Genomic DNA, 21,325 nt, shown 5'->3' on the forward strand with positions numbered 1-21,325 from the left:
TAAGATTATAGTAACTAAAGAATCTCACTTGTTTTGAGGAGGCTTTGTTTTATGCCATTGCAACAAGAAAACAAGAGATATACCTTCGCTGATTATTTAACATGGCCCGAAAATGAACGCTGGGAAATTATTGACGGAGTACCCCATATGCAATCTGCGCCTACTTGGCAACATCAAGCTATATCAAGGGAGCTTTTAACTCAATTTAACAATTATCTCAAAGAAAAACCTTGTCAAGTGTTCGCTTCTCCCTTTGATTTAAGACTTCCCGAAACGAATGAAGAAGATGAGGAAACCACCTTTGTTGTGCAACCTGACATCATAGTTGTTTGTGATAAAGAAGGGCTTAAAGGAACGGGCTATTATGGTACTCCAACCCTTGTGATAGAGATTTCCTCCCCTTCAACGGCAAGAACCGATAAAATCTGGAAATTTAACAAATACGAAAAAGTCGGTGTTAAAGAATACTGGATAGTGGAACCGGACGGAAAGTTTATTAGCGTGTATACCCTACAGTCCAATAATAGATATGGAAGGCCAGAAACTTTTATAGAAACAGACATGATAAAGGTGTCAGTTTTCCCCGACTTAACAGTCGAATTAAAGCCCGTATTTGAGACAATTTGATACATCCTCGGGGTTCCCTCGTGAACGTACCTCTTGGAAAGGTCCTCAGAGAAACAACAGACTCTGAGGACCTTTCTTTGATTTCTATGATACAGCGCAGGATTGAGCTACTGCCTTGCGGCCCTCTTCAACACTGCCAGCGTCCTATTCATCTCATTGTGCACGATCATATACCCTTCATCAACACCCATGCCGGGTTTGGCGAGCATTTGATCCGGTCGAGTAGCTAGAGATACATGCACCGCTGTCCGTCCTCCACCATCCGTCTCGTTACAGGATCCTCCAACATAGGCACCCACACCGAACTTCTTAGAATAGATGACCGCTTCGATCGTGTTTTGAATCCCACCCAAATCCGGTGTCTTAATTTGAACCATGTCTGCAGCCTGAGCATCTACAAACCTGACGATATCTTCATACGTGTTGCACCACTCATCCGCAACGATTTCCACTTTAACGCCCCGAGCTTTCAAGGCGTCACGCAACGACTTCAGTTGCTGAATCTGCCCCTCAACACTTCCCGCATCCATCGGACCCTCGATCCTTAAGTGGAGTGGTGCAGCTGCTTTTTCTAACTTCACAAAGTAATCGACCATCCGCTCCGTATTATCTTCAAAAGCGATCCCAATCGTGCCATAAACATCAATATGCAAGACCGGACGATAGTCGTCCCCTCCAAGCGTCAGAATCCGATTTCTCAACCACTCCACATACTTCAAGAGCAGTTCTCCATCTTTTCCTAGCTTCGTCTCCACATTATTGATCAAGGCGTGGGGCAAAACTCCCGCGCGTTTAATAATCGCCTTATCTGCGTTATCATAGCGATCATCCCCAGTTTGCGTGAAAATGGGGACCGGCTCAAGAATCATCGGAAGTTCATATTCCTCAAGAATAACCTCTGTCATCGTCTTCTTCTTAGCTTTAGCCACTCCATCAAGAATCGCTTGACTCACACCATAACGAATCGCCGTATGATAACGCTCCCCATTCGGTCGTTTTGAAGTTTCCACAAGACCTACCAATTGGCGGAAGGAATCCAGTTCTTGACCCACCAGTTTGGGCGCAATCTCTTCTAATATGATAGGAATAAAATCTTCCGCCAAAAATAGTGGATCCCGACCACCAGCCCCAGAATACTGCACAGCCGCACAATCCCCTGAAGCAACTTGTCCATCCTCCAAAATAAGCATCACAGAAATAGACTCCCCACGCTGGCGAACTGCCTTAAACCCCGGAGTCATCGCTTCCCCGGTATAAGTGAAACCGTCATGCCCAACTCCAGCCTTAATCGCCTGTTGATCATCAAAATAAAAACCAGTAAGCCCCGGCGAAGCAATAACATCAACAATTTTCATAAAATAAATCCTCCCTGATTTTTCAACTTATCTTGAAGCAAAGGGACGGTTCTCTTGCTTCCACTAGGGGAAGCAAGAGAACCGTCCCTTTGCTTCCCCCCTGTGCTTCCTAGCCCCTTGGCCGCCCAACGAGCATCCCTTTTCCAATCGCATAAATATCATCAATCACCATCTGGAAGGAGGGATCTCGGCCCTCATCCCGTCCACGCTGAGCAATGCGCTCTCGATGAAACTCCTTAATCGTCTCGTCAAAGGGAATATTCCCGAAATCCAACAATCGTACCGCTCCCGTGGTATCGCGGGCCGGGAGAATTTTACCGGAATTATAACGGCTTGGCGCGAAGGGGACATCTATGACACCCGCTTGGAAGGCCCGAACAACGCCGACCGCCGTATCTCCTTCCCCTAGGTCGAGAACTCGATCAAGAATGGCCCTCGTTTCCGCCAGGATCATTTCCTCTTCTAAGGCCAGTTCCTTCGTCATGGGCAAGGTTTGGTCTTTCAACATACTTAAGACCTGCTTCGTGGTACGAATACCTGCTGCATTGGCCTCCTTAGTTGGGATTCCTAGAGCTTCATGCGGCGTTTTCACGATAACCTTTGAAGCCTTGCCTAAAGCTGCGGTTACCGCGCCCCAGGAAATAACCCCAAATGCCTTTGCTTCATCTTGCGGGAAACCACCCATCCACTGGTGAAAGACCGTCGTGATCATCACTTTGGGATAGCCTAGTTTTGCCAAGTACTCCTCCGCGAGAACCGGAAGGGTATGCAGGGCGGCGACGTCTTGCAGGAGATTTCCGCATTGTCCGTAACCGAGTGTCAGGCTGCGCACCCCTTGAGCAACCGCGAGAATTCCTTCAATCACCGCTACAGCATGGGAAATAGCGGGGGGAACCAGCGTCCCCGTCAGCGGACCAAACGGTTCACGGTTAATCTTGACCCCTTGCTCCTCGTACAAACCGATGAGGCGGTCCACATACTGCCAGTATTTGATCGTACTTTCAATAGAAACGTCTTTGGAATACGGAATGTTATACGAAATTCCGCCCCCTTCGTAATCCGTAAATCCACCGGCGATCGTAATTTCCGCCAGTAAACGGGCATCCGGAGTCCCATGGCGCACTTGTACAGGCACTTGAACACTTTCCACCACTTGACGGCAAGCCGCAACTCCATGGTTTACAGCTGGAAAGCCGTTCAACATCGAGCGCCCGATCGCGGCGCTTTCTTCGATACCCGCTTGCGCCTCAGTGTAACGATTTTGACGAGTATAGGAATCAATCGTAGATGGTAGAAAGTCTGCCCCACCTTCGTCTTGCAGAAAACGCAACAACTCAATATGCTCATTGAGCAGGGCTACTCCAGCGCGCGGTTGAGCAAACGTAATCCCTTTGGCTTTTCCTTCAGCGAGTTTTTCGGCAAATATCTTGCTCTTCGGTAAGGCTTTATGATACGCAACTGCATCTTCAAAGTTGACCTCTTTGCCCGTCTCCCATTGTCCCAAGACTTCCTGCCGCTGGCGTTGAAACTCTTCGACGTCCATTTGTCGGACTGTTAACTCCATTGCAAAACCCTCCTATAATTTGACCACATATTTTTTCATCATCCGAAGCGCGACCTGAGGCGCCACTTCACGAAGCAGACCCATTGCTGCTAAAATATAGTCTTTATCCAAATAAAAAGCGGGGCTTTGTGGCTTGAGAATCGTGGGTTCCTCCGAATTAAAGACTGCTCCCTGTAAAATTTCCTCGACATCCGGATGATGGAGAAGCACTCCTCCCGTCCCGATAACCACCTTCAGGGGAGTCAAATCCTTCCCATGCTGGACGTAGGTCGCTCCGAACGGAGTATAAACAACCTCAATCGTTCCCACATGGCGATCCACCGCTAAACCTACAGCCATTCGGCCCATAGCCACATCGAACTTGGCTTCCTCTTCCGTTTGAGGGACCCGCCAAGGATCTTCTTTACATAATTCCAATTGATACGCTACTTGTTCGTCAGTCCAACCGAGATAGTCGAACAAACGACGTCCAGATGCTTCCACTAAAGCCTCCGAACTGTAACGCATGCCCAGATCCCCCTCTACTGTTCGTTTGGCAAAGGGTTCTGGCAAGCCTTTAAGCATCACGCTGGGTTTGCTCGGGTCGCCCTTGGCAATCGAATGTACATCCGTCGTGGCCCCTCCGACATCCACAACCATCAGTTCCCCGATTCCCCGTTCAGAACCATGTCCCTGAGCCAGAAGTTCTGCCGCTGCAAGCACCGCTGCCGGCGTTGGCATCATGATCCGCTCCAGAAATTCTTCCGCCTTGTCTAATCCCTTAGCTTTGATAATATGAGATAAAAACACGTCCCTAATTGCCATACGAGCAGATTCCACGGACAAAACGCCCAGCTCGGGCATCACATTGTCCGCCACAACTACGGGATCATGTCGCTTTTTCAAACTATCTGCAACCTGTGTGGACGCCACTTTATTTCCCGCAACCACGACCGGAAGGCTGATAGGAAGCGAACAAAGCATTTCTGCATTCTTTAGGAGAACTTCTTTATTCCCGCCGTCCGTTCCACCCGCTAACAAAAGAATATCCGGCTTAGAGGCTGTGATTTTCTCGATATCCTGGGGAGTCAGCTCATAACTAAAGACTTGGAGCACTCGAGCACCTGCTCCCAAGGCCGCTCGTCTTGCCGCCTCAGCGGTCAATTCTTTAACCAAACCGCTGGCAATCATCTTCAACCCACCGGCCGCGCTGCTGCAGGCGAGCTTGCGGACAAAATTCCAGCCCCCCTCCGGTTCAGGAATCTGAGCCAACGCCGCCTTCAACCCATCCATGATATTAGTTTCGATGGTCGTACCCGCTCGGGCCGTCCCGATGATCTCCTCACGATCGAGATCTACAATCGTCACTTTGGTATACGTACTGCCAAAATCAATGAGAAGGACTGCTTGCAAGGTCCATTCCCCCTTTAATTTCCGTTGGTCATTTTGAGACTCTGTTCGAGTCCTTTTGTTCTGTTCGAATCCTTTACTCAATCCCTAAATCCTTACGCAAATCGGCAATCGCCGTCTCCGGCATGGTCCCAGGCGGATAAACTCGGTCAAACCCCATAGCTAGGAACCGCTCTTCGACGGAATCAAAGTCTTGTTTGCCGACCACCAAGTTACCGCCGACATACATCAGGATGTTGCCAATTCCTGTTTCCTGACATTTCTCCCGCAACCCTCGACAATCCATCTCCCCATGTCCATACAAGGATGAGACCATCAAAACATCCGCATTCGTTTCAATCGCTGAATGAATGAATTCTTCCTGAGTTGCCAGCACACCAATATTAATTACTTTGAACCCAGCTTGAGTGAACGCATAATCCAAAATTCGGTTCCCCACAGCATGGACATCTGCTCCGATAACCCCTAAAACTAAGGTCTTTTGTTCCACGATGAATTCCTCCTGGTTGTTTTTTAATCCCCTAGCGTTACTTGCTCCACAAGGTCGATCGGCTCTTGCAGCAGCGTATTGCCGACTTGTCGAAAAAGACCCGGGTCACCACTCACAAAGTAGCGAGTTCGCCAATGACTTTTCCCCAGCACCAAAGCAGATGGCGCGGCAGCCAGTCCAATAGTTTCTGGTTTTCCAGCATTCCCTACTGATCCCGTTTGTTCCCGCTCATCCATTTGTTCCAGCAAGAGTTCGAGCTCCTGCACAACCGCCAAAGCCGGGTCTATGATTACCACATCTTCTCCTAAGATCTCCCTAATGACTGGCTCAAGAAAGGGGTAATGCGTACACCCCAAAATAAGAGCATCCACTCCAGCATCCTTGAGGGGTGCCAAATAAGTTTTGGCGATCCCTCGAGCTTCAGCGGAGTTGGCCAACCCAGCTTCTATCAAAGGCACAAAGAGTGGACAACCCTGTGCTCTAACGACACTAATGGCTTGTTCTCCTTGTTGCCAAGCCCCCCGAAGCTCCGCATCTTCTGGTATGCTCCCTTTGGCTAACGCACGACTCACCCCAGACGAATAAGCCTTACTGCGCACCGTGGTTTCTGTGGCAATCAGCCCAATCCTGCCCGCTATAGTTTTTTCAACCGCCAAACGAGCCCCTGGTTCGACCATGCCAATCATCGGAATGTCAAAGCGTTCCCGCAACACTGGAAGTGCGGTTGCCGAACTGGTATTACAAGCTACAACAATCACCTCTGCCCCTTGTCCAATCAAAAAGGTGACAATCTCTTCCCCAAAACGAATCAACTCTTCGCGAGTACGATTACCATACGGAACTCGTGCGGTATCCCCAAAATAAACAATTCGAACATCGAGCAGTTGCTCGAGAATTTCTTTCATCACCGTAAGTCCACCCACTCCGGAGTCGAACAGGCCGATTACGCGTTGTTTCTTCAACGTTTCTCCCCCTTTAATTCAAGTAAGGCGCCTCTAAGTAAATTCAAACTCCCAGCATCCGGTTCAAACCGAAATTCAATACATTCCATATTTTCCGGAAGTACCTTTGCAACCTGGAATCGAAGCTTAGGAGCCGTAATCACTGCCCCACATTCCAGCAAAGCTTCACGCAACTCCGTCTCTTTCGGCTGAATCATGGTTCTCAAGGCCGGGTACAAACCGGCTTGATTCAAGGCAAGTTTGACGTTTTCGGCGAATTGATGGCTTTCACACACCAGCGCCAACTCCCGGCCCATAGTCAATTTGGCAATGCGCACAATCGTTTCAAGCTTGGGCTGCAGTGAAATCCCCAAAATCGGAAGGGACAGTTTATCTAACAGAGTTTTAACTTCTGCAAGGTGATTCACTCCTGTGACAGCCATATCCATGCCTGCTAAACGTTCTTGCACTCTAGGTGACTCCTGAAGTTCGGAAAGCAAAAACGGCAACAAACTCACACCTGGACCGAGGTTCCAATTGGCTTCCGCGAGTTGTTCGGGATTCCCAACCACAAAGATTACTTTCCGGCGGGAAAGAAGATCTTTCTTTTCCATCCCGCGCACATGCACAAAGGAGACAAAATCATCAATCGAGAACCCTAGCCCCACCGCCTCTTCCATGGCCACATCCACGATGCGCAAGACCTTCTCCTTGCGTCCTTCTTGCTGCATAATCAAGAACGTATCTGCCACAAAGGTCCCTCGCCCTCGCACCGAACTCAAGATCCCTTCACTCTCTAATTCCTTGTAGGCTTGGCTCACGGTATTGCGACTCACCGCTAACCGTACAGCCAGCTCCCGCTCTGTTAACAGCTTCGTTCCTGCAGCCCACACCCCTTGGGTGATTTTGCGCCGAATCTGCTCTTTAAGCTGAATATAATAGGGCACACCACTTTGGCGATCTAGATCCATCCAAACCCTCTCTTCCCCATCCCAGCAAGTTAATTCGCAATCCCTTTAGGTCCCAGAATTGGATCAATCCTAATTGGCACGGTTAACCAGTCCAATTATTTATGTAATATACTATTCGACCCTTTCTCAGATTTTCCTTCTTCATCTTAGTATTTATAAAAAATAATGTTAATATCTATGCCTGGACAAAAAAATAGAGGGCAAGACGATTAAAATAAAGAACCTGTCACATAACATGACAGGTCCTGGACTTATTCGACGTGTCCATTCGCACAACGGCTTGAAAAATTCTTTAACTTCTTTCGCTCTAACCCTTCATGTAAACATTCTGTGGTCGCTCCACTGCATAGGCATGGACTAAAGCGTAGGCGGCTTCTGCTCTTGTTACGGTTTGGTTTAGCTGCAAGGTATTTTCATCAATTTTCAAGATACCCAGTCCCCAGGCGAGAGCAATATAGCCCAGTGAATCGGGCTCAATCGTATTCGCGTCTTTAAATGGAACCGCATAGATGCCTTTTACCTGCGCTGACGTTTCCATGTTGATGAGGCGAATCATCATTTTAGACAGATCATCTCGCCTCAATTCAGACCCTAGTTTTAAATCCTCATGAAGCCAACCACGCTCTTTAGCGATCTTCAAAACATCGTCATCGGTCAAAACACGGTCCCGGTTATTTCCTTCCGCCATAATCATTGCCCGTAAAAGCGAACCAGCGGTGATTTTTTCATCCGGACGGAAGGTCTCTCCGTATTCCCCAAAGGCCCCCGTCAGGCCCATAATGCCGATTTCTTTTTCTGCATAATTCCCCTTAATATCCGTATAGTTGTGGGGCTTAGACCATTGGGACTGCGACTTGCCATACCAATCCATCGGGTCACCGGTTTTGGCATCAAGCATCGCAGGAATGTACATGCTGTAGTCTGTACTAGGTTGATAGACTAAGCGGACTTCCTGTTGCCCATTCTGTTGGAAATTCAGGGAGTAATTCAACTCCAAGGGACGTGCTTTTAAAAACCGTTCTGTGGCCTGGTCAAGAGGGAGCACACCAGAGGAACCGGGGAATTCCACGTTAGACCAGTTCAAATCATAATTGTTGACCTGTTTGGCAACCGTATCCACGATGATGTTCATCCCGTTGCGTGAAACTGGAATGCCATTGACGACCCTAACATAATTAAATACCTGAATATTGGGAGGCATTTTTCCTCCATAGACGTTTTCCGATTCCATTTTAACAAGCTTAAAACGCTCAGGCTGTAGGCGTTTGAGGAAGTCCTCCGCTAATTTTTGCGCACCTTCACGATCCAGGGGATTAGACTTATCGTCAGGGTTTTTGGCATTAGACATACTAAGACCAACGATATCCCCTGTCCTAGCATTCACGCGAGCATTAAGGTAACGTTGTTCTCCCATATTGGAGGACTCACTATTCCAATTTAAATTCCAGACTTGTTCACTGGGATTTTGCCAATCCGGGTTCAGGCTAGAATTACGGAGGACGAGATCACTCGAAATTTCAACCACTTTCTTAAGCACGTCAACTGCTTCATCCCGGCTAATTTGTTGGTTATTTCCTTTGGCATCCGGGCCAGTCGCTTTTATCACAGGAGAGGTAGCCTCCGTCGTTGTCCCAACCGGAACACCACTCACTGAGTTCATGGACCGATAGATGCCAACCTGTGGGTCAAGAGTCACCGGCTTCCCACTCAACGCATCAATAGCTCCCCCATTGTATTTATTGGCTAACTGATACACGAGAAGTACGCGCTGGGGTTCCGGTTTTTGGGGATTCATCATCTGGGGTAAATAATACTGTAATTGGATCATCAGAGTATCTGTGAATACCTGACGCGCTTTTTCAGGCGAAATAACGTTTGCTGCCTCAGGAAAAACAAGATCTTGCGTCCAATTATAGTTGTAGTTTCTAATTTGTCCGTTGTCTCCACTGACACTCACATTCACTCCATTGCCAGGAAACTGAATACCGTTTACGATGCGGATCCAGTGGAAATTGTACGTAAAGGGTTGAGAGTTGTTTAATGCAAAAACTTGTTGCTCATCTTTGACAAGTTGCATTTCTGACTGATGCTTACTCGCTAATTTTGAAATCAGATCTGTAGCTATTTTCTCTGCCTCACCTGCGGACAGGACAGGTAACCTAAAAACTGGCTTGAGCGGCCCCTCCCATTGACCAACATTTAAGATGTCACCGGTCATTGCGTCGACCTCGGCATGAAAACTCCCGCTCGGTTGATTTACTGCATTCCAATTTAAAGAATAGGTGGCACGATTGTTATAATCGTTATATCCAGTAGACAGTTGTACATAGTTCTCAGGAATTGTAAAGTTGTCTTTGACCTTCTGCACAGCCTGCTCGGCCGTAATAGTAGGCTTTGCGAGGGAGGGCTTAACCGCTGGGTTTGGGTTCTCGTTTCCGAGGGTATTTGCAGGATAAACCGCTAATTGTAAAAGGAGCATAAAAACAACCAAAATGTTCAAACGCCGAATCTTCCTTAGCAATTTCCATCAATCCTTTCTATATTACCTTTTGAAAAAGCCCGCCCCCTTCTTTTAAAAAATTAGAATCTTAAGAGGTTGTCTTTAGCCATAAAATACTTCAATTATTATATTCGCCAACATCCACATTTTACCTTCTTTCAGATTACAACTTTTATACATTTGTCACCACCTTAGTTAATTTATTCTAATTTCGAGTATCGCTGTCTGAGATCAATTAGGCATTGCCTCTCTATATGTATGTATGAATAGATTATTTTAGTTGCACTTTTGCTATCCGAAAGTTATACTTTCTGACTGGCACTAAAGAAAGACCTGTCACAATTTGTAACAGGTCTTCTTTGCGTATTCAACGAACCACGATCATCTTCGTCACTCGCTATTACTAACGAAACACTTAACGACTAGATTAACGACTCAACATTTGCCTAAGCTGTTGCTCCAAATCCTGTGAAACGCCACTGTTGTTGCCCACTACGGTTGCTTTAGAAATATACCCTTTATTAAATAACAAGAAGTAGTTTAAACTCGAAGGAAGGGTATTCTTCGGAAGCATGGCCACAAAGCCACCATTCTTAGCAGCCAGAGCGGCCGTCAATAAGGCATCGGCATAGGGATTCCCTGCACTGACATCATCTTGACGAACAAGCCCAGATGTAAAGTAGAGTGGGGATTGGGGAGCTTGGGTGTTAAAAAGATTTTGGAAGATAATCGATTGGGTGTCGTAGCGATCAAATCCACCCCAGCGTTTGACCAAATATTTAGAACTTAATTGACTTTCCACTTGAGTGCCAATAACCGCAGTCCCACCAAGCAAGACGACGTTATTCGCCTTGAGATCGGTCAGAGCCTGCAGTGTAGAAGCCGGTAATACATCTCGATCTGTAAGTAGAATTGGGCTTCCTTGCTCGGCGGCAAAAGCACTGATCGCGATAGCGTCCGGTATGGCATACCCATTAGCAATATATACGGTATGGGTGGGATCAATCCCCACATTAGAGGAGATCATAGCAGCCGTATCATAGGCTTGGAGTCCGGCGACCCGAGTAACCGTAAACTCACCACTCAGAGTATCTTGGATACTTTGCGAAACAGCAACTGTTCCACCGACGATGTAAACATTCTTTGCGCCCAATGCATGAATCTCTGCGAGCGTTCGATCGTCCAATTTATTAGAATTCGTCATTAGAATTGGCGCACCAAGCTTTTTAGAGAGAGGGGCAGCGGCTAGAGCATCCGAAAATTGATCATCTCTTGCCAAGATCACATAAGGCGCCCCCATTGTCCAACCACTTTTGGCAATCTCAACTGAGAGGGCCACGTTATCCTCCGCTGTCCCTCCGATTCGCGCATTTTGCGTATAGGCGGGACGAACCGGAATTGTACCAATCACATGTCCAGCGTAAACAATGTTGGCGCTACCATACAAGGTTGGTGCCATCATAAACGTAAAGGTCCCATCACTAAGAGTTGTATAAGATAGGGCTGTTGCCCCGATCATCGTTCCGTCTACAGTTCCAGATTTCCGAGCCAAAGGATTCCCAGCAGAATCCGTCACCTTAACCCTTATGGTATTAGTCGTATTGATGACGAGAGAATCTGTAATGATGGTTGTCGCATTCAGGACATTAATAGTTCCTGCGGCTAACGCTGTGCCCGAAGCTCCTTGGCGTATGACCAACTGATATTCTCCTGCTTCATCTAACATCACGTTAGAAATTGTATAATCTCCAGCAGATCCCGAAACTTGAAATAACTTTGCTACCCCCTTTGAGTCTGTAATGGTAGCGCTACCTACAGATCCCGTAAAAGGATCCGATTTGTTATCCCAAAGTTGAACATTTATATTACTTGTTTCTCCAGCAATTAGTGTGGAGTCTGCGCTGGTCGCAAAATTGAGCCATGAGAGCCATGTACTTCCATCACTTGTGGTCGCTGAAGCTACCCCCGGGATCATACCTATCATTAAAAACACCATCAACAGAACACCCAAAACCGATCGCGTCTGTCTCTTTTTCCCCACGTATATTTCTCCTCTCTAAACTTACAGATATGTGAACACAAAGCGATATGCTTTCCCTTTCTCTATGATGCAAGTCAAGAACCGTCCCTCGGTCTTGCATTCAAATTACTCGTACCTTAAAGCATCAATAGGATCCATAGCAGCGGCTTTTCGTGCCGGGAAAACCCCGAAGATGATGCCGATTGCGGCAGAGAAGCCGAAGGCCAAGAACACTGAGGTCATGGAAATACTGGTACTCATCGACAAGGCCTTTCCGGCCAGGCTAGATCCTCCATAGCCTAAGGCGATCCCAATCCCTCCTCCTAAGATACTGAGCACGACGGCCTCGATCAGGAACTGCAATAGAATATCCATACCTTTAGCTCCGATTGCTTTCCGAATTCCGATTTCCCTTGTTCGTTCAGTGACCGAAACGAGCATGATATTCATGATTCCAATTCCCCCGACCAGTAAGGAAATTCCTGCAATTCCACCCAAGAGCATGGTCAACGTTTGCGTTACCGATGTCATGGTTGCCAACATATCCGCCTGATTCTGGACCCTGAAGTCATCCGCTTTGCCAGTCTGGATTTTATGAGCTTTATGCAAAGCTGCTGTAATCTCATCTTGGGCTGTTTGCATCATGTCCGCTGACGTAGCCGAGACCAGAATATTACGCAACGTCTTTTTCCCCATCAAGCGAGCCTGAACCGTTGTGATGGGTGCTGTAATCATATCGTCACTGCTCTGAAAGCCAGTTGACCCTGTGGCCGTTGTCACACCAATGACCTGAAAGGGAACGTTGTTAATTTTAATAATATCTCCAATGATAGAAGCATTGGCGTCCCCTAAAAGATTTTCCACAACGGTCGGGCCAAGGACAGCGACTCTTGCACCGCTGCTAACATCTTCCTTTGTGAGATAACGGCCCCGGGCCATTGTGACATTTTTAATCGTTTCATAGCCCTCTGTCGTTCCTGTTATACTTGTCGAAGTATTTCCAGAACCCAAGACCACTTGGGCATTGGTACCCGAAACAGGGGCAACTGCTTTCACAGCAGCTCCTATCTGAATCTTAGATACATCCGTCATACTAAGGGTGGTTAAGCTACCGACCCCACCCTTGACCCCGCCGGAATTGGATTGACCCGAGCTAATTGTAAGAAGGTTTGAGCCCATGCCCTGGATTTGGGAAGTGATCGAAGCGGTTGCTCCATTTCCGATCCCAACCATGGCTATGACAGCTGCCACTCCGATAATTATCCCGAGCATAGTCAATACTGACCGCAGTTTATTGGCACGCAAGGCCCGGAGAGAGACCCGGATACTTTCAAATATATTCACTTTGCTACCCCCTCCTCCAGGACCTGTGCTTGGGCCTTACGTGGACTTTCAACCATTTCATCCTTTTCAATATGGCCGTCACGGAAACGTACAATCCTCTCGGTAAACTCTGCAATATCCGGTTCGTGAGTGACAATAATAATCGTGTTTCCCGAGGCGTGCAAGTGCTGAAAGATCGCCATGACCTCTTCACTAGACCGACTGTCAAGATTCCCAGTGGGCTCATCCGCCAAGATAATCGAAGGGGCTGTGACAAGCGCGCGTGCAATGGCTACCCGCTGTTGCTGCCCACCCGAAAGTTCTTTAGGACGGTGATGGATCCGCCCGCCAAGGCCAACGGATTCCAATGCGGCGATCGCTCGAGTCCGCCTTTCTTTCCCCCCCACCCCTGCATAAAGCATAGGAAGTTCCACATTTTCTAACGCCGTGGTCCGAGGAAGCAGATTAAAGCCTTGAAAAACAAATCCAATCTTGCGGTTACGAATCACGGATAATTCATCCCCGCTGGCCTTTGCCACATCCGTTCCGTCGAGATAATATTCGCCCTCAGTTGGGGTATCTAAACACCCCAAAATATTCATCATCGATGACTTGCCTGACCCGGAAGGACCCATAATGGCGACAAACTCATTTGCTCCCACATGAAGGTCCACCCCATTTAAAGCCGCAACTTGAATATCACCGTTAGAATATATCTTTTTGATCCCTTTGAGATCTATCAAATGGCATCCCTCCTGACGTATTCGCCGAATTGCTATAATTCTCTATCCTAAACTCAGTTAGGAGGACCACCTGCATTCCCACCACCAGATCCTCTGTTCCCGCCGCCCAAACTAAATCCCGAAGTAGATTTAGTCGTCGTGGTGGAGGAACGAGTTCCGATGACCACTTCTTGCCCTTCTTTTAAACCACTTTTGATTTCTACATTTGTTCCATCATCCAAACCGATTTCCACTGGAACATATTGAACATTGGCCGCAGTCTTTCCACTGCCAGAGTTTGTTTTAGTGCTCGATTGGGCAGCCTGATCCACTTTATTGGTAGTATTGGCACTTGTTGTACTGTTAGCACCTGTTGCCACGGGCACTGTAACTTCTTTTTTAGTTCCTCTGGTTTTGATGGCTTCACTGGGAACCGTTAAGACATTCTTAGCCTCCGCCACAACAATGTTAATATTAGCATTCATGCCTGAACGAAGCTTATCGCTGGCTTTATCTACCGTCACGGTAACTTTAAACGTTGTAACATTCGAAGCAGTCGTCCCTTGAAGTGCCACCAAGGTCACAGTTCCGCTGCTGTGTTCATCTGGATAGGCATCGAGGGTAATATCCACTTTCTGTCCTGCTTTGATCTGTGAAATATCCGCTTGATCAATTGAGGCATCAACTTGAAGATTACTTGCTACTGGAGTGAGAGTAATGATTGAGGCCAGTGTTGTGTATTCGTAAAGTTGTAGTGGTGAGGTGACAACCACTGCATCTGTTGGGGCTATGATCGTAGCATTCGCTAAATCCGTTTGTGCGCTGGCGAGCTGGGCCTGCGCTATGGCAATACTGGCTTGAGCCGATTGAATGTCTCCTGATTTTGGGCCCTGAGCTTGCTGAGCCACTTGATATTGGGCCGCCGTTAAATTGGCCTGAGCAGAACGACTTTGGGCCTGGGCCGAAGCTAAGGCTTGAGCAGCTCCACCATTCTGGGCATTCTCAGCATTGGTTAAGGCTATTAGAGCCTGGTTTAGCGTACTCTGGGCGGGTTGTATGGAGGCCGTATTTCCGCTCTGTTGCGCTTTGGCCAAAGCATCACTAGCCTGATTAACTGTCTGTTTAGCCAGCAAAACTTGGTTAGCTAAATAGCTAGGTTGCGCATTCTGCTCGGCTGTGGTTACATTCTGCTGCGAAGTAGCCACGGCCTGTTGCGCGCTTGCCAAGGATGCCTGCGCCTGAGCACGCGTTTGATCATTGTACCCTTCTTCAAGAGTTTGCAGTTTAGCTTGAGCGGACGTTAAGTTGGCCTGCTGTTGCAATACGGCCGTCTGAAGTTTCGTGTCGTCGATCTTAGCAAGAACTTGCCCAGCTTTCACGGTATCACCAGGCTGGATATTGAGTTCCACCACGCGTCCCAGACTAGGGAAGGTCAGCGGAATCGAATGAGGGAAGCTAACCGTTCCAGTCGCGGTGATCACTTTATTGACATCTCCCATTTTTGCTTTCGCGGTGATATTAGTGGCAACCACAGGCTTTGTCGTAAACTTTTTATACCCCCAATAACCGCCCCCTAAAACCAAAACGCCTATGACCCCGATGGTGACCCATTTTTTGTTCATACTCGTGCTCCTTTTCTCCCCTTTTGATCCTTAAAAATGAAATACTCATCACAATCTTTGAAATAATTCCTCACTAAGACTATCACAGGATTATGATCAAACAGCGAAGGACTCCTTAAGATATTGTTAAGGTATTCCCTTTCGTACTGGCATTTGGTTTTATCGGCAATGAAATCCAGAAACAGCTTCCCACACCAGGTTTACTTTTCACTTGAATCGAACCCCCATGGGCCTGGATAAACTCCTTGGCAATCGCAAGCCCTAAGCCCGTTCCACCGCTTTCCCGTTCTCGCGCTTTATCGACACGATAAAAACGATCAAAAATATGATCAAGTTCTTCCTCGGGAATTCCTTCTCCAGAATCCACCACCGTTACTTGCACCCAACCGTCAGATCGCACTTCGCTTGGACCGTTATCGTCTCTGCGATTGCGATTCGCTTCTTCGGCTTTTTCCCCTTTGCGCCGGAAGACATCCCGCAAACGGCGCCTAGTCTCATCATCGATCAGGGCGTCTTCTAGAGGCCTTTCTGCCTCCGCCAACAACACGCTCAGAGATCCGCCGGCAGGAGTATGCAAGAGAGCATTCCCAATTAAATTTACAAAAACCTGGGTTAACCGATCTGGGTCCCCAATCACCTCAGGTACATCCCCAATCACTTCGATATGAAGCCCCCGTTCTTCGAACTCAATCGCAAATTGCTCTGTGATTTTCTCCACAATCTGTCTGAGATTGACGGGCTTTAAATTCATCGGCAATTTACCGGCTTCCGCAAGACTTAACTGCTGAAGATCTCGCACCAGGCGGATCAGTCGTAACGTCTCATCCTGAATTGGAAGAATGGTCTCCGGAGTGGAAGGGAGCACCCCTTCCTGAATTGATTCCAGTTTTCCGAGGATAACCGCCAATGGAGTGCGCAATTCGTGGGCAATATCGGCGACCATATTGCGTCTCACTTCCTCATTGCGAGTCAATTGTTCGGTCATGCGGTTAAAATCTTGGGCTAAGAGCGCAATATCCCCTTTTCCCTCCACCTCGACCCGTGAAGAAAGATCCCCTTTTCCTACCTTCCGCACGGCCTCCATGAGACGATTTAAAGGTTCCGTGAAATGACTTGTTAACAAGAGTCCCAAGACTAACGCCACCAAGGACGTCAGAATCAACCCAATGAGCATAGCCTGAATAATCGAGGTCCCAATAGTTTTTGCCAATCGACCATCCATAACACTAGGACGTTGCTCTTGCCAATAATGCCCTACTATTTGCCCTTTTACCTTAATCCCCTGCCACTGTTTTGAGATCTTATTGTCTGATGGAAACTGTGTTAACTGCTTGCCAAGATCTTTATTTGAGGGATCTGCCACAACTTTGTCTTCTTGATCAAATACCAAAAAACGTTGGGAGTCATGGGGAGGGCGACCTAATTTCTGGTCCGGTTCAAGGACTTTCGAAATATAGTCTTGAACCCCACCCCAGCCACCGTGGTTTTCATAGTATACACTCACGAGCTGACTCAAGCGCTCGCCAAAGGCCTGCTGCACGTAGGATTCAGCATGGCTCAATAAAGCTTGGGTTGACGTTAAGGCGATGGAGGTAAAGACAATCGCCATGAAAAAAACCATTCCGATAAGTGCCAAAATAAACTTGCGCCGCAACGTCATAGCCCTTCTCCGAACCGATACCCTACGCCAAATACGGTTTCTACATATTTTGGCTCACTCGGGTTGTCCTCAATTTTCTTGCGCAAATTAGACACATGGGTGTCAATAGAACGTTCATAGTAGAGGTATTCTTCTCCCATAGCTTGACGCAAAAGTTGAAGACGGCTATAGACCGTTCCCGGTCGAGTCGCGAGCAAATGGAGAATGTTAAATTCAGTCGGGGTTAAAAAAATTTCCTGCCCTCGTTTTGCCACTTTGTGGCTTGTGCTGTCAATGCTCAGTTCCCCACGAATTAGAATTGAAGAATTAGTCTCCTGAACTGTCCCGGCGGAACGCCGTAGCACGGTTTTGATTCGCGCAGCCAGTTCCCGCAGACTAAACGGCTTGACAATATAATCATCCGCCCCGAACTCCAGACCAAGGACTCGGTCGATTTCCTCTGATTTTGCAGTGAGCATAATAATCGGAATCGTACTCGTCTCACGCAAGTGTTTACACATTTCTAACCCGCTCATTCCCGGCAGCATCCAGTCCAGCAGCACTAGGTCTGGCTTTTCCCGGTCAATCAGCTCCATACCTTCGTTTCCATTGACCGCCGTAAGAACATTAAATCCCTCCCGTGAGAGGTAATCTCTAACGAGAGTTAGAATTTCCGGTTCATCATCGACTAAGATGATTTTCATCGTCTTCTATCCCTTCTTTTGTAATCTCTCATTAACTTTTATAAAAACAACGAAAAGAGTCCCGTTCGAATTATAATTTATAATTTATAATTTATAATTTATAATTCAGTATACCGCTTACGTTTGAGATGCATTTGGGAAAATCCTCAAGATTTTGTGGAGATTACATAATAAAAGAATACCCTCACTTAAGATATCCTAAGTGGGGGCATATTAATTATTTTAATTCCATTCTCTGTGCCAACAGTTCCAAACTACGCAACAATTCCTCGTATTCATCCATCGTATACTCCTTAAGAACCTCGCCAACAAAGCTTTGACGTTCTGCAATCACCGCGTCAAGGGCTTCAGTCCCTCTCGTCAATAAGTGCAGCCTGACCAGCCTCCGATCTTTGTCATCTCGAATTCGTTGGACTAACCCCACACGTTCCATTCGATCTGCCAGATCTGTCGCCGTACTGCACGCGGTAAAAAGATGTTTGCTCAACTCCCCCATCGTCATGGGTCCAAATTCTCGAATGCTTAAGAGTGCACTGAACTGAAGTGCCGAAATTTCCATACCATTAAGAATCGATCGACCACGCTTAAACAAGATAGTATTGGCGCGCCTTAAGGTCTCCTCCAACTGTTTTTTCAATTCTTCGGTTGGTGGCATCCTCTAGCCTCCTTCCTTATTTTCTTTGTAGATCTATTTTAGCATAAAAATGTACACGCTGCATTGCTATTCGCTGACTTGCATTCAACTCCCTGGGTACATTATAGTTCCACGTCCAAGCATTAAAAAAGCCCAACTGCCAGGTATACTGACTGTTGAGCTTTACTCGTGACACGTTTGCCTTGGCCACAAACGAATAGTGTACGAAAGGGCAAAAAACTGACGCACGTTAAGTAGAACTAGGTGGGTAATTGAAGAGGTTAATGGAGCTTGGGGAATTGGGAAGTGCAGTACTGCTATTTCCTGTGCTACTATTTCCCGTACTACTTCCTGTGCCCGAGCTTGGGAAGATTGGGTTCGTGGAAGTGGCCCCTTTAATCAGACTTGCTTTATTAACCAGCTTTGTAGCATCGATCGTCCCATACTTGGTCAGGGGTTTTCCTTCGATCCGAATTTGAACTTGCTTGATGGTCGAAAACTGGGTCAATGTGTTGACAAGTCCATACAGAGCGACTTCGGGAGAAACCTTGGAATTGGGTTGCAGAAATTCTTTACTTAAATCTACGATGGCAACGTTATCTTTAATGGCAATACCCAAGAGCACTGTCGCCGTGGAAACAGGGGCCTGAGCACTCGTCCCTTTAACAACTGCGGGACCTTTTAGCCACTGAGTCACTGTTTCTCTCGCCAAACTCACCGTTTTCGGCAACATGCGTTCTTCTTTTATGAGATACTTTCCTGTTGAATCCGCAAAGTACAGTGAAATCACCATGGGATCCGCAGAGGTTGCCGCTGTTTCTCCTGTTGACGCTGATGTCGCCGCTGGGAGAGCGGTTTTATCTCCACCAATAAAATTGCCTAAAGTCGTGTTTCCATCCTTATTCACCAACGTCTCCAGTGTTCCACAGCCTGCAAGAAAAATTAGGCTGAAGAGAGCAACCCCCATGAGTAAACTGTTCCACATCCGCATTTTCATAATCCTAGCCCCTTCCCCAGATTTATTCCCATCCAGCCCTGCTTATTCTCACTTTAAACCTATGCTTTGTCCCCAAAAATAGTACAGAAGACCTTAAAATTTGCATGAGTTATCCCAAGTCTTTTTTGTATAAAGGGTTCCTTCGAGCATAGATATGGATATCGGTAGTTTATAGAAAGGAGACCCTCATGCACGACATGTTCGAAATCATCTGGATTAGTACAATTGCCGGATTGGCCACAACGCTTGGTAGCCTACTTGTCCTCTTGTTTGGAAAACCACAAGAACGAGTCCTTGCCTCCCTCCTGGCCGGATCCGGAGGGGTAATGCTGGCGGTCGTGAGCGTCGATCTGCTTCCGAGTGCCTGGAAGATTGGGCCGCCACTTCAAGTGGGAGTTGGGTTTGCCCTGGGCCTTCTCTTCATGTTCCTTGCCGACCAACGTCTCAATACTTCCTCGAACACCCTTCCCCTCTCTCGACGTCAACGTCTCAAGAGAACCGGACTTCTCATCGCAGCTGGGATCGCCTTACATGATATCCCGGAAGGCATGGCCATAGCCGTTAGCCAAGAAACTGCCCCCAGCCTCGGTTTCCTTATAGCCATAGCCATAGCGTTACACAATCTCCCTGAAGGAATGGCCACAGCAGCACCCTTAAAAATGGCCAAAATTCGTCGTTGGAAGATCCTTCTACTCAACATCGGAATCGCCCTTTTCACCCCTCTTGGCGCCTTACTGGGGCTCTTCGCCCTCGAAAGTGTGCAAAACTCCCTAGCCTTCTTTCTGTCCTTTGCAGCAGGTGCCATGACGTTTCTCGTCTTTGCCGAGCTCATCCCCCTCTCCCGTGAACGGCACCCGCACTACGCCTTGCTCGGAGGGACTGTCGGCTTTATCCTCTTTACGTTAATCAGTCTTCTGCTCCCTGCTTAAACCGTCCAAGACACAACTTAGCCCCAACAACAACTGGCCCATAGCAAAGGGGATACCGAATTTTCAGTATCCCCTTTGCTATGGGCTAAATCATTTTCGCACGACTCGATCACATTCTAATCTATTAGCCACTATTCACTAGCCATTGTCAACTCTCTACTAATGTTCACTTAAGTACTCGCGCAGCATAATCCCCCATGGTTTCATACCCTTTAGCATTTGGGTACTTTCCATCTCCGGATAACCCACTTAAATATTTCCCATTTGCATCAAACAACACCGAAGAAAAATCCAAGGTCAGGATAGCTTCCTTTTTGGCATAACCTACCTCCCAATCCCTAGTTTCTTTAATGTTTTGTTGTGCCCCAGGGTACCCGATCGGCAGAGCCAGCACTGGAACAATGTGATTCGATTTCGCCTTTTCGACCATCGCTTGGATATTGGTTTGAACTTCTTTGAGAGCTACCCCCTGTATCCCATCTCCAATTCCTGCAAAGATAATGACCCGACCTGGTTTCTCAGCCACCACATCCGCGTCAAAGCGAGACAAAAGGTCTTTGGCCGTCTGCCTAACTTTCCCCTTATTAACCACAGAGACTTGGAGAACTTCCGCCGTCCGCTGAGTCCAAGAATGCGCAGGGTCCAAGGGATATCCTAGGGTAAATGAATCTCCTAAGGCGACAATCTTCGGATTGCTCAATGGTTGGGTTAAATTAGAGGACGCAGACGTTCCTTGAGTATTTCCCCCAGTTCCTGTCTCAGGTACTTTGCCGCCTTGCCCCCATAATCCCAGAAAACCAGCGATCAGTACAATAAAAGCAAGTGCAGAAGCAACTTGAATCAAACGAATTAGCAAACGATACGTACGCATAAGAATCCCCCCTTTCATTTATAAATA

At 47.4% G+C, this 21,325-nt stretch carries 18 protein-coding genes; 2 read left to right on the forward strand and 16 right to left on the reverse strand.

The annotated features are described in order from the left end of the window. Positions 1-51 precede the first annotated feature (51 nt). Positions 52-627: a Uma2 family endonuclease gene (locus tag DSOL_RS09465; RefSeq protein WP_075364625.1), complete on the forward strand. Its 576-nt coding sequence runs from the start codon at positions 52-54 to the stop codon at positions 625-627. A gap of 107 nt (positions 628-734) precedes the next feature. On the opposite strand, the gene DSOL_RS09470 is transcribed toward DSOL_RS09465, so the two are convergent. The 15 genes from DSOL_RS09470 to DSOL_RS09540 form a co-directional block, all read right to left on the reverse strand. Continuing rightward, positions 735-1,982 (reverse strand): methylaspartate ammonia-lyase, encoded by a 1,248-nt coding sequence (locus tag DSOL_RS09470; RefSeq protein WP_075364626.1) that lies wholly within the window; start codon positions 1,980-1,982, stop codon positions 735-737. 109 nt (positions 1,983-2,091) lie between these two features. Beyond that, positions 2,092-3,546, reverse strand: coding sequence for a methylaspartate mutase subunit E (locus DSOL_RS09475; RefSeq protein WP_075364627.1), 1,455 nt, complete (start codon positions 3,544-3,546; stop codon positions 2,092-2,094). A gap of 12 nt (positions 3,547-3,558) precedes the next feature. Next, positions 3,559-4,938 (reverse strand): methylaspartate mutase accessory protein GlmL, encoded by a 1,380-nt coding sequence (gene glmL / locus DSOL_RS09480; protein WP_075364696.1) that lies wholly within the window; start codon positions 4,936-4,938, stop codon positions 3,559-3,561. A gap of 73 nt (positions 4,939-5,011) precedes the next feature. Next, positions 5,012-5,425, reverse strand: coding sequence for a methylaspartate mutase subunit S (glmS, locus tag DSOL_RS09485; RefSeq protein WP_075364628.1), 414 nt, complete (start codon positions 5,423-5,425; stop codon positions 5,012-5,014). 23 nt (positions 5,426-5,448) lie between these two features. After that, a complete protein-coding gene (locus DSOL_RS09490) occupies positions 5,449-6,387 on the reverse strand; it encodes a glutamate racemase (protein ID WP_075364629.1) in 939 nt (312 codons plus the stop codon). Beyond that, the gene (locus tag DSOL_RS09495) at positions 6,384-7,337 is read right to left on the reverse strand and encodes a GntR family transcriptional regulator (RefSeq protein WP_075364630.1); all 954 of its coding nucleotides are present in this window, start codon (positions 7,335-7,337) and stop codon (positions 6,384-6,386) included. Before DSOL_RS09495 ends, DSOL_RS09490 begins: the two co-directional genes overlap by 4 nt. Before the next feature lie 307 nt (positions 7,338-7,644). Continuing rightward, positions 7,645-9,816: a YcdB/YcdC domain-containing protein gene (locus DSOL_RS09500; protein ID WP_170871480.1), complete on the reverse strand. Its 2,172-nt coding sequence runs from the start codon at positions 9,814-9,816 to the stop codon at positions 7,645-7,647. A gap of 448 nt (positions 9,817-10,264) precedes the next feature. Next, complete coding sequence (locus DSOL_RS09505; protein WP_235838755.1) at positions 10,265-11,878, reverse strand: cell wall-binding repeat-containing protein; 1,614 nt, start codon at positions 11,876-11,878, stop codon at positions 10,265-10,267. A 105-nt stretch (positions 11,879-11,983) separates the two neighbouring features. Further along, the gene (locus DSOL_RS09510) at positions 11,984-13,201 is read right to left on the reverse strand and encodes an ABC transporter permease (protein ID WP_075364632.1); all 1,218 of its coding nucleotides are present in this window, start codon (positions 13,199-13,201) and stop codon (positions 11,984-11,986) included. After that, entirely contained in the window at positions 13,198-13,923 is a 726-nt protein-coding gene (locus DSOL_RS09515; protein ID WP_075364633.1) for an ABC transporter ATP-binding protein, read from the reverse strand. The genes DSOL_RS09510 and DSOL_RS09515 overlap by 4 nt, the downstream gene beginning before the upstream one ends. Positions 13,924-13,976: 53 nt before the next feature. Beyond that, positions 13,977-15,524: an efflux RND transporter periplasmic adaptor subunit gene (locus DSOL_RS09520; protein WP_075364634.1), complete on the reverse strand. Its 1,548-nt coding sequence runs from the start codon at positions 15,522-15,524 to the stop codon at positions 13,977-13,979. Positions 15,525-15,639: 115 nt separating this feature from the next. Then, complete coding sequence (locus DSOL_RS09525) at positions 15,640-17,184, reverse strand: sensor histidine kinase (RefSeq protein ID WP_075364635.1); 1,545 nt, start codon at positions 17,182-17,184, stop codon at positions 15,640-15,642. Further along, a complete protein-coding gene (locus DSOL_RS09530) occupies positions 17,181-17,867 on the reverse strand; it encodes a response regulator transcription factor (RefSeq protein ID WP_075364636.1) in 687 nt (228 codons plus the stop codon). Before DSOL_RS09530 ends, DSOL_RS09525 begins: the two co-directional genes overlap by 4 nt. 217 nt (positions 17,868-18,084) lie before the next feature. Further along, positions 18,085-18,522, reverse strand: a complete 438-nt coding sequence (locus DSOL_RS09535) for a MarR family winged helix-turn-helix transcriptional regulator (protein WP_075364637.1) — start codon at positions 18,520-18,522, stop codon at positions 18,085-18,087. A gap of 229 nt (positions 18,523-18,751) precedes the next feature. Next, positions 18,752-19,498: a GerMN domain-containing protein gene (locus tag DSOL_RS09540; protein WP_075364638.1), complete on the reverse strand. Its 747-nt coding sequence runs from the start codon at positions 19,496-19,498 to the stop codon at positions 18,752-18,754. Positions 19,499-19,686: 188 nt separating this feature from the next. Between DSOL_RS09540 and DSOL_RS09545 the strand changes: the two genes are divergently transcribed. Continuing rightward, positions 19,687-20,427, forward strand: coding sequence for a ZIP family metal transporter (locus DSOL_RS09545; protein ID WP_075364639.1), 741 nt, complete (start codon positions 19,687-19,689; stop codon positions 20,425-20,427). Positions 20,428-20,593: 166 nt separating this feature from the next. On the opposite strand, the gene DSOL_RS09550 is transcribed toward DSOL_RS09545, so the two are convergent. Continuing rightward, positions 20,594-21,298: a GDSL-type esterase/lipase family protein gene (locus DSOL_RS09550; RefSeq protein ID WP_075364640.1), complete on the reverse strand. Its 705-nt coding sequence runs from the start codon at positions 21,296-21,298 to the stop codon at positions 20,594-20,596. Positions 21,299-21,325: the final 27 nt, after the last annotated feature.

The sequence above is a fragment of the Desulfosporosinus metallidurans genome (assembly GCF_001936615.1).
In the GTDB taxonomy this organism is placed as follows: Bacteria; Bacillota; Desulfitobacteriia; order Desulfitobacteriales; family Desulfitobacteriaceae; genus Desulfosporosinus; species Desulfosporosinus metallidurans.

Excerpts from the sequence above, each read along its gene's own strand:
- DSOL_RS09465 (WP_075364625.1), top strand. The coding sequence starts at position 52 with ATGCCATTGCAACAAGAAAACAAGAGATATACCTTCGCTGATTATTTA.
- DSOL_RS09470 (WP_075364626.1), bottom strand. The coding sequence starts at position 1,982 with ATGAAAATTGTTGATGTTATTGCTTCGCCGGGGCTTACTGGTTTTTAT.
- DSOL_RS09475 (WP_075364627.1), bottom strand. The coding sequence starts at position 3,546 with ATGGAGTTAACAGTCCGACAAATGGACGTCGAAGAGTTTCAACGCCAG.
- DSOL_RS09495 (WP_075364630.1), bottom strand. The coding sequence starts at position 7,337 with ATGGATCTAGATCGCCAAAGTGGTGTGCCCTATTATATTCAGCTTAAA.
- DSOL_RS09500 (WP_170871480.1), bottom strand. The coding sequence starts at position 9,816 with ATGCTCCTTTTACAATTAGCGGTTTATCCTGCAAATACCCTCGGAAAC.
- DSOL_RS09520 (WP_075364634.1), bottom strand. The coding sequence starts at position 15,524 with ATGAACAAAAAATGGGTCACCATCGGGGTCATAGGCGTTTTGGTTTTA.
- DSOL_RS09525 (WP_075364635.1), bottom strand. The coding sequence starts at position 17,184 with ATGACGTTGCGGCGCAAGTTTATTTTGGCACTTATCGGAATGGTTTTT.
- DSOL_RS09530 (WP_075364636.1), bottom strand. The coding sequence starts at position 17,867 with ATGAAAATCATCTTAGTCGATGATGAACCGGAAATTCTAACTCTCGTT.
- DSOL_RS09535 (WP_075364637.1), bottom strand. The coding sequence starts at position 18,522 with ATGCCACCAACCGAAGAATTGAAAAAACAGTTGGAGGAGACCTTAAGG.
- DSOL_RS09540 (WP_075364638.1), bottom strand. The coding sequence starts at position 19,498 with ATGAAAATGCGGATGTGGAACAGTTTACTCATGGGGGTTGCTCTCTTC.
- DSOL_RS09545 (WP_075364639.1), top strand. The coding sequence starts at position 19,687 with ATGCACGACATGTTCGAAATCATCTGGATTAGTACAATTGCCGGATTG.
- DSOL_RS09550 (WP_075364640.1), bottom strand. The coding sequence starts at position 21,298 with ATGCGTACGTATCGTTTGCTAATTCGTTTGATTCAAGTTGCTTCTGCA.